18 protein-coding genes, 1 tRNA gene and 1 pseudogene are annotated in these 12,337 nt (G+C 70.6%); 7 read left to right on the plus strand and 13 right to left on the minus strand.

Annotation, left to right across the window (positions count from 1 at the left end; translation table 11 throughout):
* Positions 1–395: 395 nt before the first annotated feature.
* The 4 genes from JWP64_RS15960 to JWP64_RS15975 are packed head-to-tail and all read right to left on the minus strand — an operon-like array spanning position 396 to position 1,584.
* Positions 396–536, minus strand: coding sequence for a hypothetical protein (locus JWP64_RS15960; RefSeq protein WP_297497314.1), 141 nt, complete (start codon positions 534–536; stop codon positions 396–398).
* A 45-nt stretch (positions 537–581) separates the two neighbouring features.
* A complete protein-coding gene (locus JWP64_RS15965; protein WP_297497317.1) occupies positions 582–767 on the minus strand; it encodes a hypothetical protein in 186 nt (61 codons plus the stop codon).
* 3 nt (positions 768–770) lie between these two features.
* On the minus strand, positions 771–1,172 hold the full coding sequence (locus JWP64_RS15970; protein WP_297497320.1) for an Asp23/Gls24 family envelope stress response protein: 402 nt from the start codon (positions 1,170–1,172) through the stop codon (positions 771–773).
* Between the two features lie 10 nt (positions 1,173–1,182).
* Positions 1,183–1,584, minus strand: coding sequence for an Asp23/Gls24 family envelope stress response protein (locus tag JWP64_RS15975; RefSeq protein WP_366890043.1), 402 nt, complete (start codon positions 1,582–1,584; stop codon positions 1,183–1,185).
* Positions 1,585–1,913: 329 nt separating this feature from the next.
* Here JWP64_RS15975 and JWP64_RS15980 point away from each other — a divergent pair, with 329 nt between their 5' ends.
* Positions 1,914–2,042 carry a hypothetical protein gene (locus JWP64_RS15980; protein ID WP_297497323.1) on the plus strand — a complete coding sequence of 43 codons (129 nt, stop codon included), beginning with the start codon at positions 1,914–1,916 and terminating at the stop codon, positions 2,040–2,042.
* 185 nt (positions 2,043–2,227) lie between these two features.
* Here the strand turns inward: JWP64_RS15980 and JWP64_RS15985 are convergent, their stop codons facing one another.
* Positions 2,228–2,353, minus strand: coding sequence for a hypothetical protein (locus tag JWP64_RS15985; protein WP_297497325.1), 126 nt, complete (start codon positions 2,351–2,353; stop codon positions 2,228–2,230).
* 328 nt (positions 2,354–2,681) lie between these two features.
* Here JWP64_RS15985 and JWP64_RS15990 point away from each other — a divergent pair, with 328 nt between their 5' ends.
* On the plus strand, positions 2,682–3,731 hold the full coding sequence (locus tag JWP64_RS15990) for a tyrosine-type recombinase/integrase (protein ID WP_297497328.1): 1,050 nt from the start codon (positions 2,682–2,684) through the stop codon (positions 3,729–3,731).
* Here JWP64_RS15990 and JWP64_RS15995 read toward each other — a convergent pair.
* Positions 3,703–3,784: transfer RNA gene (locus JWP64_RS15995), tRNA-Tyr, on the minus strand. The genes JWP64_RS15990 and JWP64_RS15995 overlap by 29 nt on opposite strands.
* A gap of 92 nt (positions 3,785–3,876) precedes the next feature.
* On the opposite strand from JWP64_RS15995, the gene JWP64_RS16000 reads away from it, so the two are divergent.
* Positions 3,877–4,368, plus strand: coding sequence for a YajQ family cyclic di-GMP-binding protein (locus JWP64_RS16000; RefSeq protein WP_297497331.1), 492 nt, complete (start codon positions 3,877–3,879; stop codon positions 4,366–4,368).
* A 17-nt stretch (positions 4,369–4,385) separates the two neighbouring features.
* On the opposite strand, the gene JWP64_RS16005 is transcribed toward JWP64_RS16000, so the two are convergent.
* From JWP64_RS16005 to JWP64_RS16025, 5 genes are all read right to left on the minus strand, one after another.
* Entirely contained in the window at positions 4,386–4,667 is a 282-nt protein-coding gene (locus JWP64_RS16005) for an antibiotic biosynthesis monooxygenase family protein (RefSeq protein WP_297497334.1), read from the minus strand.
* Between the two features lie 72 nt (positions 4,668–4,739).
* Positions 4,740–4,871, minus strand: coding sequence for a hypothetical protein (locus JWP64_RS16010; RefSeq protein WP_297497337.1), 132 nt, complete (start codon positions 4,869–4,871; stop codon positions 4,740–4,742).
* A 49-nt stretch (positions 4,872–4,920) separates the two neighbouring features.
* Positions 4,921–5,355 carry a hypothetical protein gene (locus JWP64_RS16015; protein WP_297497340.1) on the minus strand — a complete coding sequence of 145 codons (435 nt, stop codon included), beginning with the start codon at positions 5,353–5,355 and terminating at the stop codon, positions 4,921–4,923.
* A 209-nt stretch (positions 5,356–5,564) separates the two neighbouring features.
* Entirely contained in the window at positions 5,565–6,059 is a 495-nt protein-coding gene (locus JWP64_RS16020) for a PaaI family thioesterase (RefSeq protein ID WP_297497343.1), read from the minus strand.
* A 39-nt stretch (positions 6,060–6,098) separates the two neighbouring features.
* Positions 6,099–6,914 (minus strand): helix-turn-helix domain-containing protein, encoded by an 816-nt coding sequence (locus tag JWP64_RS16025; RefSeq protein ID WP_297497346.1) that lies wholly within the window; start codon positions 6,912–6,914, stop codon positions 6,099–6,101.
* A 53-nt stretch (positions 6,915–6,967) separates the two neighbouring features.
* On the opposite strand from JWP64_RS16025, the gene rfbA reads away from it, so the two are divergent.
* Positions 6,968–7,882 carry a glucose-1-phosphate thymidylyltransferase RfbA gene (gene rfbA / locus JWP64_RS16030; protein ID WP_297497350.1) on the plus strand — a complete coding sequence of 305 codons (915 nt, stop codon included), beginning with the start codon at positions 6,968–6,970 and terminating at the stop codon, positions 7,880–7,882.
* 43 nt (positions 7,883–7,925) lie between these two features.
* Positions 7,926–9,578, plus strand: a complete 1,653-nt coding sequence (locus JWP64_RS16035; protein WP_297497352.1) for an AMP-binding protein — start codon at positions 7,926–7,928, stop codon at positions 9,576–9,578.
* A 1-nt stretch (position 9,579) separates the two neighbouring features.
* Here JWP64_RS16035 and htpX read toward each other — a convergent pair whose 3' ends face one another.
* Together htpX and JWP64_RS16045 are read right to left on the minus strand one after the other, a co-directional pair.
* A complete protein-coding gene (htpX, locus tag JWP64_RS16040; RefSeq protein WP_297497355.1) occupies positions 9,580–10,440 on the minus strand; it encodes a zinc metalloprotease HtpX in 861 nt (286 codons plus the stop codon).
* A gap of 103 nt (positions 10,441–10,543) precedes the next feature.
* Positions 10,544–11,095, minus strand: coding sequence for a PaaI family thioesterase (locus tag JWP64_RS16045; RefSeq protein WP_297497358.1), 552 nt, complete (start codon positions 11,093–11,095; stop codon positions 10,544–10,546).
* 68 nt (positions 11,096–11,163) lie between these two features.
* Between JWP64_RS16045 and JWP64_RS16050 the strand changes: the two genes are divergently transcribed.
* Entirely contained in the window at positions 11,164–11,922 is a 759-nt protein-coding gene (locus JWP64_RS16050) for an enoyl-CoA hydratase (protein WP_297497361.1), read from the plus strand.
* A gap of 126 nt (positions 11,923–12,048) precedes the next feature.
* Positions 12,049–12,337: pseudogene (locus JWP64_RS16055) on the plus strand (2-oxoglutarate ferredoxin oxidoreductase subunit alpha); the annotation flags it as partial.

Genomic DNA, 12,337 nt, shown 5'->3' on the forward strand with positions numbered 1-12,337 from the left:
CGCGCGGACCACCACCCTCCCGGTCCGAAACCACAAGGCCCAGAAGGCCAGCACCCGCACAGTTTCCTAGCCCGAACGTCAAGGAACAGGTGAGACTCCAACGTCAAGCATCAGCTGGGACCAGACACGCGGGCTGGGACGCGAAACGCAACACCTGACCCACCACCCACGCGCCTGCGGAGGCTGAGCGCTTCGCTGTGAACGCGGATCCTCCGTGTCGGCTGCGGCCGACGGCCGCGGTTCAGCCTGGTCATCGTGCTGGGCTGTGTCGTCCCGCGACGGGGCGTGCCAACGCTCGTGATGCCTTCCAGCTGCCTCCACACGTGGGGATCGTGCGCCATCCCGTCGAACTGGCGGCGCCATCGGCGGACATGGGCTGAGCGGAGCTGCGGGCTCTACTCGGGCCGCGCGACACCACCGTCGCGCTGCTCTCGGCCGGCCTGCTGGGCGCCGTCGGTGGCGCGTGCTGCTGTACGCGTCACGGTGTTGGTCATCAGGTCACGTCCCTTCTCGCGGCGCAGCGTTTCCATGATCATCGGTGCAGCCACCCCGGGTGGCGGGCGGAGCCATCAGCGGGGCCATCAACGGCTCCGGTCCCGACCGGAGCCGGTCAGGCTCGACAGGTCCAGCGCGCCGTCGACCCAGCGGCCCACGAGCAGGCCGACAGCGCCGAGGACGAGCACGATGAGGAAGGCGACCAGCCCGCCGAACGCGCCGGCGAAACCGAGCGCCAGCCCAGCGAGCAAACCGATCAGGGTGCCGTTCATGGGTCAGAACTCCTTGGGCTCCTTCGTTCTGGCAGTGATGCCGGTGATGTCGGTCCGCGGGCCCGACGATGGTTCACCGGGAACCGCGAGGTCTTCGGTGGCCACGTCGACCCGCAGCCCGCCCGCAAGCGGCGCGACCGCCCGCCGGACCTGGCCGGCGACCTGCTCCATGACGGCGGGGTAGCAGGCGACGACGTGGATGGCCACCTCGTCGACGGTGATGCGGATGCCAGCGATCCGCCGCCCGGGCAGATAGGTGACGACCTGACCATCCCGGCCGCCGTGCAAGCCGGCGACCAGCGGACAGGCCAGCACCGCGGCCACGATCGGGTCCACCCGCCGGTCGATCTCGCGCCCGATCGGCGCGGCGGCCGTGGTGCCCAGGTTGGTGGGATCGGCGGTCATGGATTCGGAGTCATCCGACGCGGGCCGGTTGCCGGGCCTGCTCCTCGCCGGTGTTCTCGCCGGGCAGCTGCAGGTCGACCACGCTGATGTTGACCTCGACGACCTCGAGGCCGGTCATCTGCTCGATGGAGCCGATCACGTTGCGCCGGATCGCGCGGGCCAGCTCGACGATCGCCACCCCGTATTCCACGACGATGGTCAGGTCGATCGCGGCCTGGCGTTCGCCGACCTCGACCGCCACTCCCTGGCTGCTGCTGGCCCGCGCGCCCGGGATGCGTTCGCGGACAGCGCCCATCGCGCGCGCCGCGCCGCTACCGAAGCCGGCGACGCCGGTGACCTGCTTCGTGGCCAACCCGGCGATCTTGGACACCACGGTGTCGGCGATCGTGATCTTACCCTGGCTGGTTTCCACATCGCCGCCGCGACCCCGAGCCGCGACCGGCGCGCGGGTCGACGCAGTTGCCTCGTTGCGCGGGGTCTCCGGGCTGCTCGAGGCCGCGGCGCCGCTCGCGGCCGAGATTCCGCTCGGGACAGTCATCATCAGCTATCGATCTCCCTCAGCTACCGGGAGGTGGCGCCCGAGGGATTGGCGACTTCCCGGAGCGGCGTCCGTGTCGCGGTGCGCCACTACCTGCGAGATACCCGGCGCCCCCTCCCCACACATGATCGAATTTTACCTGCCAATGTGATATGCATCACATTCATTGGGTAGGCCCCTGCAGCCGGGAGGCGGCTGCTCCGGTGAAAGCGTCGTCGACGACGACGGAGACCAGCCAGCGCGGCGTCGGCCGCGACGCCGACTACATCACCACCCACCTGCTGCTTCGGGTCGCCGTCCGCACCCGGTGCTACGCAACCCTGCGCACCTGACGCCTGTCGACTGAGCCACCGGTGGGCGAGGACTCCTGGCGCCGGTCGGGAAGGTGGGGCGGTCAGCAACGACAGCAGCGGTTTCGCCGAGCTGCTGGCCTGGATCACCGACCACGCACCAGGCCCGCGGGTGGTGGTGTCGATCGAAGGTTCCCGCAGCTTTGGCGTCGGCGTAGCCCGCGCGGTCACCGCGGCCGGGCCGGTGGTAGTTCACGCTGGACGAGCAGGCCCAGCAGTCGCTGACCGGCGTCCTTCAGCGCGTCCGTGGGTAGGCCGTCCGCGAGGCCGGGCTTCTCCGTCATCTCAGCCATTGCTGTCAGCAGGCCGGCCGCTCCTGCGGCCGGCCGCGACCTTGCCTGCCGTACCTGCGACGGGGGCGGCCCTCCGCTTGAGGGTCGCCGTCGCGGCGCCCGCGCCCGCAGGCGCGGCCCTTTCCGAGCGGGGGCGAGCAGGAGGCGGCTCTGGCGCCTCGGCTGTCTCCTCGTCCTCGGCGATGTCGTCGGGCTCGGCGCCCTCGTCCTCGGCGTACTCGTCCGTCTCGGGCGCCTCCTCGGCCTTCTTCCTGACGGGTGGTCTTTCAACGCACGGCGTCGGTCAGAGGGTCCCCCGCCAGCGGAGCTGGTGCGTGCGGAGCGGTGGGTGTCGAGGAACACCAGACCTGTGGGAGACCTTGCTGACCCGACGGTCCTGCGGCCCGCTCTCGACGCGTTGGCGTTGCGAATGGATGGGAAGCCGGCGGCGGCGTCGACTGTGAGCCGGAAGCGGGCAATCTTCTACAACGCAGTGGAGTACGCGGTCGAGTTGGGCCATCTGACGGGCAACCCGATCTCGTCGATCAAGTGGCGGGCGCCCCAGGTCACCGAGGCGGTGAACCCCAGAGTTGTGATCAACCACGGCCAGGCCCGCAAGCTCCTCGACGCCGTTCGGCAACTGCCCTCCGGCGGTCCTCTGGTCGCGTTCTTCGCGGTGATGTACTACTCCGCGCTGCGCCCAGGTGAGGCGGTGGATCTCCGGAAGGAATCTCTGTCGCTACCGAAGCGGGGGTGGGGTGAGCTCGATCTGAGTACGTCGGCACCGTCGGCCGGGCGATCGTGGAGCGAGTCGAGAACCCGGCGGGAGCCGAGGCAGCTCAAGCATCGCGGCGCCGAAGAGGTTCGTGTCGTCCCCTGCCCACCCGAACTTGGCACGCTCCTCCGTGAGCACCTCGACGAGCACGGCACGACTCCGGATGGCCGGTTGTTCCGCGGCGTGCGTGGCGGCCCGCTCTCCGAGAGCCTCTACGGCCGCTTGTGGGCCGCTGCCCGGGCTGCTGCGCTCTCCGAAGATGAGACCGCCTCGCCGCTCGCCCGGCGGCCATATGACCTCCGGCACGCGGCCGTGTCGACGTGGCTCAACAGTGGGGTCCCCGCGCCGCAGGTCGCGCAGTGGGCCGGCCACAGCGTCGACGTCCTCCTCCGGGTCTACGCGAAGTGCATCGCCGGCCAGGAGCACGAGGCGCGCCGCCGGATCGAGAACGCCCTCCGGACCCCGGTTCATGATCGCGACCGCGTAGCGACCGCGAACACCCGTGGAGAGCCGGACGGAGTCGAACATGACTGGACACCAACGAAAACGGCCCCTGACTGCGTTTCCGCAGTTCAGGGGCCGTTTTCACGGGGTGTGGCAGGTGAAGGATTCGAACCTTCGTAGGCTAAGCCGACGGATTTACAGTCCGCTCCCTTTGGCCACTCGGGCAACCTGCCGGGTGCTTGTCGGCGTGCCGACGTGCGGGGAGAAGGATACGACAGACCGATTGCGGGCCCTGAAGAGGGGCCTGCTTGTACGAGGAGGACCCATGGCCGACCCGTCGTTCGACGTGGTGAGCAAGGTCGACCGGCAGGAGGTCGACAACGCGCTGAACCAGGCGTCGAAGGAGCTCTCGCAGCGCTTCGACTTCCGAGGGACGGACACCTCGATCTCCTGGGCCGGCGAGGAGGCCGTCATTATCGAGTCGGAGACCGAGGAGCGCGCGAAGGCCGCGGTCGACGTCTTCAAGGAGAAGCTGATCAAGCGCAACATCTCCATGAAGGCCTTCGAGGCGGACGAGCCCACGATCTCCGGCAAGGTCTACAAGATCGCCGGCAAGATCCTGCAGGGCATCGAGCAGGACAAGGCCAAGGAGATCAGCAAGGCCATCCGGGACGAGAAGTTCAAGGGCGTCCAGGCCCAGATCCAGGGCGACCAGCTGCGGGTCACGGGCAAGAAGAAGGACGACCTGCAGGCCGTGATCGCCCTGCTCAAGGGCAAGGACTTCGGGATCGCGCTGCAGTTCACGAACTACCGCTGAGCGGAGCAGGGTCCGGGTCAGGGCGCCTCGACCGCCGAGATCCGGTACTTCTTCACGTCCGCGTCCAGGATCCGGGCCGAGGTCTCGTCGTCCGGCCCGGATCCGCGAAACGCCATCAGCTCCTCGTCGGTCTCCCAGAGCTCGTAGACGTTGATCCGAGCAGGGTCCGTCGTGTCGGCCGTGAGCGCGAAGTCGAGGCACCCGGCAGAAGCGCGGGCCGCCTCGACGACCTTGACGCAGTCCGCGACGTAGCCGTCCCGGTCGGCGGGGTCGACGAGGTGCCCGGCGATGATGAGCATGCCCCTACGACCGCCGGCGGACCGACAACTCATCGTCGGCACCGCTCCCGGACGCGGGTCGACCCCGATCCATCAGGCCGTGCTGCCCGTGATCGTGATCTTGGTGATCAGTAGCTGCGGCACGGTCGCGCTTCCGCCGATGCTCGTGTCGTACGTGAGCGAGCCGGTGACGGTGGTCTCGGCGGTGAAGAGATCGTCCGCCACGACCTCCGCCAGATCGGACGACGTGCCGGCGAGGAGGGTGTTCGTCTCGTTAGTCGGCGTAGCCGTACTTCACCTTGTGCACGACTCCGTCCACGTTGGCCCGGAAAGCGGAGTCTCCCGTTCCCGAGTCGAACTGGGTCACCTCGCCGTGCACGATGATCCGCTCTCCGATGTGGGCGTCGGGGTTCTTGGCGATGAGCGCCCATTCCCGCGCGGTGATCGCCCGGGCCGGGGCGGGCGGCGCGTAGGTGTACGTGGCGATGGGCGCCGCCGTCGTGGTGGGTGCGGTCGTCGTCGGCGACGCGGTCGTCGTCACGGCGGACGCCGGCACCCGCGAATCCGCGCTCGCGTTCGAGCAGCCACCGACCGCGAGGGCCACGCCCAGTGCGCCGACGGCCAGCAGGGTGGCCCGCGTCCTTCGGCCGATGCCCCGGCAGACCGATCCGTCGAAGCGGATGGGGCTGGGCCGGCGGAATGGGGCCATCGTGATCGCCTCCTGCGTCGAGGCACTTCCGGGGGCTTGCAGATGGCCTGTCGAACTAGGCCGAACACCCCATTACGTGTCGAACCGGAGATCATCGAAGGTTGCGAGACCACAGGCCGTCATCCGTTCGAGGACGCCGCTGCTGCGATGGCGTGCCGCAGCTTCGCACAGCTTTCAGACGCACTGCCCTGCCGCCTGACCGAAACCCCTCAGCGGAGCAGCAGACAGGACGACGTCGCCTCGCCCAGCAGCTTCCCCGCCTCGTTCCGCAGCTCGGCGCGCGCCAGCACGGTGCTGCGACCCGCGTGCACCACCCACCCCTCGCAGCGAACGAGCCCGGTGTCCGTGGTCATCCGGCCCAGGAACTTCACGTTGAGGTCGAGGCTCGTGTACCGCACCCCGGCCGGCAGTGTGCTGTGCACCGCACAGCCGCACGCCGAGTCCAGCAGGGTCGCGTAGACGCCGCCGTGGACCGAGCCGATCGGGTTGTAGTGGTACTCGGCGGGCGTCAGCACGAAGACCACCCGGCCGTTCTCGACGGACTCCAGGCCGAGGCCCAGGGTCTGGGCGATCGGCGGCGCCGGGAGCGACCCGTCCGCGATCCTGCGGAGCAGCGTCAGCCCGTCCAGCCCGGCCGCGGTAGCCATGCCGCGCGGGTCGTCCCAGGTGTAGGCGCGTTCCCGGTCCAGCTGCACGTTCGTCATGCCACCGAGACTAGCTGGATATCGAAGAGAAACCCAGATTCAGGCGCTGATGGGCTCCTGTTGCGTGCGGCACGCCTGGGCGTAGGCGACGGGCGTCAGGCCGATCGCGGCGGTGAAGTCCCGGATGAAGTGCGACTGGTCGAAGTAGCCGAGCTCCGCGGCGACCTCCGCCCACGGCCGGTCCTGCTCCGCCGCGAGCCGCGCCGCCGCCTCGTGCAGCCGGTACCGGCGCAGTACCCATTTCGGGCTCACCCCGAGGTACCGTGCGAACAGCCGTTGCAGCGTGCGCGGGGCGATCCCGAACCGCTCGACGACGTCCTCCACCCGGCTCGTCGACCGGTCCCGCAGCAACGCGGAGACGATGCCGCCCACCAGCGCGACGTTCGGGTCGGACTCCGGCCACCGCGCCCGCAGGAACCCCTCGACGCGGTCCACGAGCGCCGGGACGTCTCCGGTGGGGGAGGCCGCGAGCTCGTCGGCGGGGGATCCCCAGAGCCGGGACGCGGGCATCGTGACGTCCGTGATCGACGAGACCGGCTCACCCAGGAACGGCAGGAACGCCCCGGGCCGGAACTTGGTCCCGAACACCCGGCCCTCGCCGACGTAGGCGTAGGTGAACCGCTCCCGCCCGACACCGGCGACGGCGAGGTTCCCGCGGTCCAGGACCAGGTTGACGCACGGGTGCGGCAGCAGCGTGACCGACGCCCGCAGGCCCCGCGGCAGTGCCCAGCTCACCACCCGGTGCCGCTCGACGAGCTCGACGAGATCGGGCGACGGCGGCAGCCGCTCGAGTGCGAAGTCCACGTCCCGCACGCCGAGGACGCCGTACTCGCTGGTGATGGACAGCTGGGTCACCGGTGCAGCATGGCGTAAGGGGCCGACGGTTTCGCGTGGGAGGATTCCCGGCAATGAAGGGGATCATCCTGGCCGGTGGCACCGGCACGCGTCTGCATCCGATCACCCGGGGCGTGTCGAAGCAGCTCCTGCCGGTCTACGACAAACCGATGATCTACTACCCGCTCTCGGTGCTGATGCTGGCCGGGATCCGGGAGATCCTGGTGATCACCACGCCCGAGGAGCAGGGCCTGTTCCGCAGGCTCCTCGGTGACGGTTCGGAGCTCGGCCTCTCGCTGAGCTACGCCGCGCAGCCCAGGCCGGACGGGATCGCGCAGGCGTTCCTGATCGGCGAGGAGCACATCGGCGGGGACTCGTGCGCGCTCGTCCTGGGGGACAACATCTTCCACGGCCAGCGCTTCGCCGAGACGCTGCGCGAGTGCTCGGCCCGGATCGCCCGGGGCGCGGCGGATCCGGAGGGTGCAGGAGCGGTCCTGTTCGGCTACCCGGTGCGCGACCCCGAGCGCTACGGCGTCGGCGTCGCGGACGACGACGGCCGGCTGGTCGACATCGAGGAGAAGCCCGCGCGTCCCCGCTCCAACCGGGCGATCACCGGGCTCTACCTCTACGACTCCCAGGTCGTCGAGATCGCGGCCGGGCTGAAGCCGTCGCCACGGGGCGAGCTGGAGATCACCGACGTCAACCGCGCGTACGTCGACGCGGGCGAGGCCCGGCTCGTCGACCTCGGGCGCGGTTTCGCCTGGCTGGACACCGGCACCCACGACTCGCTGCTCGAGGCGGGCCAGTACGTCCAGGTGCTCGAGCACCGCACCGGCGTGCGGATCGCCTGCGTCGAGGAGATCGCCCTGCAGCGCGGCTTCATCGACGCGGACGCCTGCTACAAGCTGGGTGAGGCCCAGGCCAAGTCCGGCTACGGCGAGTACGTGATGTCCGTCGCGGCGGCGCACGGGGCGGCCTCGCCCGCCTAGGAAAGTCGTGACAGCGGTCACGTCTGCCGTTTGACTGGGACGCATGAGCGTCTACGACGACCGGCCCTGGCTCGCCCGCTACGACGCCGGGGTCGCGCCCGAGACCGAGCTCGAGCACCCGTCGGCCCTGGCGATGTTCCGCGCCGCCGCCGAGGCCCATCCGGACCGGCCGCTCCTGCACTACTTCCACGCGACCCGGACCGTCGGCCAGGTGGACGCGGACTCCGACGCGCTCGCCGCCGGTCTCGCGGGCCTCGGGGTGCAGCCGGGCGACCGGGTGGCGGTGTACCTGCAGAACGTGCCGCAGTGGCTGGTCGTGATGCTCGGCGTGTGGAAGGCCGGCGGGGTCGTCGTGCCGGTGAACCCGATGCTGCGCGAACGCGAGCTCCAGGTGATCCTCGCCGACTCCGGCGCGACGGTGCTGGTCGCTCTGGAGTCCCTGTACCCGGTGGCGCACAGCGTGCAGGCCTCGACGCCGGTCCGGACGATCATCACGACGTCGGAGCTGGAGTACCTCGGCGGCGAGGTGCCCAAGCTGCTGGCCGGCAGCGCCCGGATGCGGCCGGTCTCCGCCGTCGACCTGCTGGAGCTGATCGACGAGCACGCGGGCGCGGCCCCGCCGGCGGTCCCGGAGCCCGGTCTCGACGTCCTGGCGTTCCTGACCTACACCTCCGGCACGACGGGGCCGCCGAAGGGCGCGATGAACACCCACCGCAACGTCGTGTTCAACGCGCAGACCTACCGCGACTGGATCCGCCTCGGCCCGGACGACGTGATCCTCGGCGTCGCCCCGCTGTTCCACATCACCGGCCTGATCGGGCATCTCGCGCTCGGGCTGCTCCTCCCGGCACCCGTGGTGCTCGGCTTCCGGTTCGACACCGGGACCGTGCTGGAGCTGGTCGAACACTGGCGCGCGACGTTCGTCGTCGGGGCGATCCCCGTCTTCATCGCGATGATGAACCATCCCGACGCCGACGAGCGGGACCTGTCGTCGCTGGTCAAGGTCTACAGCGGGGGCGCACCGGTGGCCCCGGCGGTCGTCGAGGCCTACGAGCGCAAGTTCGGGCCGTACATCCACAACGCCTACGGGCTGACGGAGACGACGTCGCCGTCGCACGTCGGGCCGTTCGGCGAGCGGGCGCCGGTGGACCCGGTGTCCGGTGCGCTGTCGGTCGGGGTGCCGGTGTCGAACACGATGGTCCGGATCGTCGGCGAGGACGGGCAGGACCTGCCTGCGGGCGAGGTCGGCGAGATCGTGACGAGCGGTCCGCAGGTCGTGCCGGGATACTGGAACCGGCCGGACGAGACGGCGAACGCGCTGCCCGGCGGGGTGCTGCACACCGGCGACGTCGGGTTCATGGACCCCGACGGCTGGTTCTACATCGTCGACCGCAAGAAGGACCAGATCAACGCGGGCGGCTACAAGATCTGGCCGCGGGAGGTCGAGGACGTGCTCTACGGCCACGACGCCGTCCGCGAGGCCGCCGTGATCGGGGTCCCGGACGACTACCGCGGCGAGACGGTCAAGGCGTTCGTGTCGCTCAAGCCCGGGCACGCCGCGGAACCCTCGGAGCTGATCGCGTTCGCGAAGGAACGGATGGCGGCCTACAAGTACCCGCGGCAGGTCGAGATCGTCGACGAGCTGCCCAAGACGGTCAGCGGCAAGATCCTGCGCCGGGAGCTGCGCGGACGCTGAGTCAGCGCCGCGCCAGCTCCTCGAGGCGCCGGATCCGGTCCGCCATCGGCGGGTGGGTGGAGAAGAGCTTCGCCCTCTGCTCCCCCGGGCGGAACGGGCTCGCGATCATCAGGTGGGACTGCGAGACGAGGCTCGGCTCCGGCGGCAGCGGGGCCCGGGCGACGCCGTACTCGAGCTTGCGCAGCGCCGAGGCCAGGGCCAGCGGATCCCCGGTGAGCTCCGCGCCGGATGCGTCGGCCTGGTACTCGCGGGACCGGCTCACCGCCATATGCACGACCCCTGCCGCGACCGGGCCGAGGATCGCGATGAGGATCATCGCGATCGGGTTGGGCCGGTCCTCGTCGCCCCCGCCGAACAGCCCCGTGAACATCGCCAGGTTCGCCAGGAAGCCGATCATGCTGGCCATCGCCCCGGCGACGCAGGAGATCAGGATGTCCCGGTTGTAGACGTGGCTGAGCTCGTGTCCGAGGACGGCGCGCAGCTCGCGCTCGTCGAGCAGGTCCAGCAGGCCGGTGGTGGCGCAGACCGCGGCGTGCCGGGCGTCCCGGCCGGTGGCGAAGGCGTTCGGCGCGTTGGTCGGGCTGAGGTAGAGCTGGGGCATGGGCTGACGGGCGCGCTGGCTGAGCTCGCGGACGATCCGGTACATGCCCGGGTGCTCGGCCTCGGTGATCGGGCGCGCGTGCATCGCGCGCAGCGAGAGCTTCGCGGAGTTGAAGTAGGCGTAGCCGTTCATTCCGAGCGCGACGACGAACGCGAGGACCACGCCGGTCCGCCCGGCGATCAGCCCGCCGACCAGCAGCACCAGGGCGCTCATGGCGCCCAGGAGAACCGCCGTCTTCAGCCCGTTCATGTGCCTGTGCACGCCGCTCTCGCCTCTCCGCTCGGGTGTCTGCAGAGTCAACGAGTCGTGCCCGACCGGTGTTCCGGGACGGGCCGGTGCGTGGGCTGGGAGGCGCGGCGCCCTCCTAGGGATTCACCGCGATCTGGTCCGGGAGCGCGGATCCGTGGTCGACGAAGTGACTCGGCGGGACGATCAGGAACAGCGCGGACGCCTCCGCCGCCAGCGGACCGTCGGGCCCGTCGAGGCGTCCGGTCGCCCGCATCCAGAGCTTGCGCCCCTCCCGGCCCTCGAGCCGCGCCCACAGGTGGAGGGTCGACCCGACCGGCACCGGCTTGCGGTAGCTGGTGTTCAGCTGCCCGGTCACCGACGCCTCGCCGACGAAGGCGTTCAGTGCGCCGAACGTCTCGTCGAAGGCCGCCGCCAGCACACCGCCGTGGATCAGCCCGGGCGCGCCCTGGTGGGCCTCCCGGACCTGCAGCTCGGCGGTCACGCTGAGGTCCTCGCCCGCCGTGAACCGCAGGTGCAGGCCGTCCGGGCCGTCGCCGCACGCGAAGCATCGGTCGTAGTGCCGCGGGACGGGCGTCCCGGGCTCCGGAGCTCCCCGGACCGGGGCCGGCCGCGCCGCGGCCGGCGGTACGTCGAGGGGCCTAGCCGACAACGGTGAGGGGTGGGACACGACCGGACGGTAACCGACGTCGCCACATCGGGCACCCACGAGCGACCCGGCGGTGTCAGGATCACAGCATGAGTACCGAAGTCCGCACGAAGGTCGACGACGGCGTCGCCCTGCTCACGGTGTCCAACCCGGAGCGGCGCAACGCGATGAACCTGGATCTCGCGGGGAAGCTCGTGAGCGCGCTCGACGAGGCGGTCGCCGATCCGTCGGTCGGCGCGATCGTCATCACCGGTGAACCGCCCGCGTTCTGCGCCGGCGGCGACCTCGCCGAGCTGCAGAGCGCGGACCCCGCGACGTTGCGCCGGGTGTACTCCGGCTTCCTCGCCGTCGCGAACTGCCCGCTGCCCACCCTCGCCGCGGTGAACGGCGCCGCCGTCGGCGCGGGCCTCAACCTCGCCCTGGCGTGCGACGTCCGCCTCGCCGGGCCCGGCGCCAAGTTCGACGCCCGGTTCATGCAGCTCGGCCTGCACCCCGGCGGCGGCTACACCTGGATGGCGCAGCGCGCGATCGGCGCCCAGGCCGCGGCCGCGCTGACCCTGTTCTGCGACGTCCTGGACGCGACGGAGGCCGAACGCGTCGGTCTGGTCTATCGCCGGTACGACGACGACGACGCCCTGCTCGCCGGGGCGCACGAGCTGGCCTCCCGGGCCGCGTCCGCGTCGCGGAGCCTCATCGAGACCACCAAGGCCACCATGCGGGTCACCTCGGGCACCGTCTCGCACGCCGAGGCCACCGAGATCGAGGTCCGCGCCCAGGCCGCGTCCGTCCACTCCGAGGACTTCAAGCAGCGGGTCACCGCCCTGCAGAAGCGGATCAGCAAGCGATGACGCGTTCGCTCCAGCGGAACGAAACCGGTGTGACATCGGGCAGGGTCGACGGACACTCGGCGACACCGGGAGTTAACCTCGACCGGACATGCGTATACCCGACCGGAACCGGGGACTGACCTCGATATGACGACCAGCGACACCGCCGTCGATCGCGCCTCCGAGGGTGACCCCGAGGTGGTTCAACGTGACCGGGTGGTCATTCGATTCGCCGGGGACTCCGGCGACGGGATGCAGCTCACGGGGGACAGGTTCACCTCCGAGACCGCGACCTTCGGCAACGACCTCTCGACGTTGCCGAACTTCCCGGCCGAGATCCGGGCGCCTGCCGGGACGTTGCCGGGGGTGTCGTCGTTTCAGCTGCATTTCGCGAACTACGACATCCTGACTCCCGGGGACCGGCCGGACGTGCTGG

Source organism: Pseudonocardia sp. (assembly GCF_025465255.1).
Classification (GTDB): Bacteria; Actinomycetota; Actinomycetes; order Mycobacteriales; family Pseudonocardiaceae; genus Pseudonocardia.

Excerpts from the sequence above, each read along its gene's own strand:
- JWP64_RS16050 (WP_297497361.1), top strand. The coding sequence starts at position 11,164 with ATGAGTACCGAAGTCCGCACGAAGGTCGACGACGGCGTCGCCCTGCTC.
- JWP64_RS16000 (WP_297497331.1), top strand. The coding sequence starts at position 3,877 with ATGGCCGACCCGTCGTTCGACGTGGTGAGCAAGGTCGACCGGCAGGAG.
- rfbA (WP_297497350.1), top strand. The coding sequence starts at position 6,968 with ATGAAGGGGATCATCCTGGCCGGTGGCACCGGCACGCGTCTGCATCCG.
- JWP64_RS15985 (WP_297497325.1), bottom strand. The coding sequence starts at position 2,353 with ATGGCTGAGATGACGGAGAAGCCCGGCCTCGCGGACGGCCTACCCACG.
- JWP64_RS16020 (WP_297497343.1), bottom strand. The coding sequence starts at position 6,059 with ATGACGAACGTGCAGCTGGACCGGGAACGCGCCTACACCTGGGACGAC.
- JWP64_RS15960 (WP_297497314.1), bottom strand. The coding sequence starts at position 536 with ATGATCATGGAAACGCTGCGCCGCGAGAAGGGACGTGACCTGATGACC.
- JWP64_RS16005 (WP_297497334.1), bottom strand. The coding sequence starts at position 4,667 with ATGCTCATCATCGCCGGGCACCTCGTCGACCCCGCCGACCGGGACGGC.
- JWP64_RS16015 (WP_297497340.1), bottom strand. The coding sequence starts at position 5,355 with ATGGCCCCATTCCGCCGGCCCAGCCCCATCCGCTTCGACGGATCGGTC.
- JWP64_RS15965 (WP_297497317.1), bottom strand. The coding sequence starts at position 767 with ATGAACGGCACCCTGATCGGTTTGCTCGCTGGGCTGGCGCTCGGTTTC.
- JWP64_RS15970 (WP_297497320.1), bottom strand. The coding sequence starts at position 1,172 with ATGACCGCCGATCCCACCAACCTGGGCACCACGGCCGCCGCGCCGATC.
- JWP64_RS16035 (WP_297497352.1), top strand. The coding sequence starts at position 7,926 with ATGAGCGTCTACGACGACCGGCCCTGGCTCGCCCGCTACGACGCCGGG.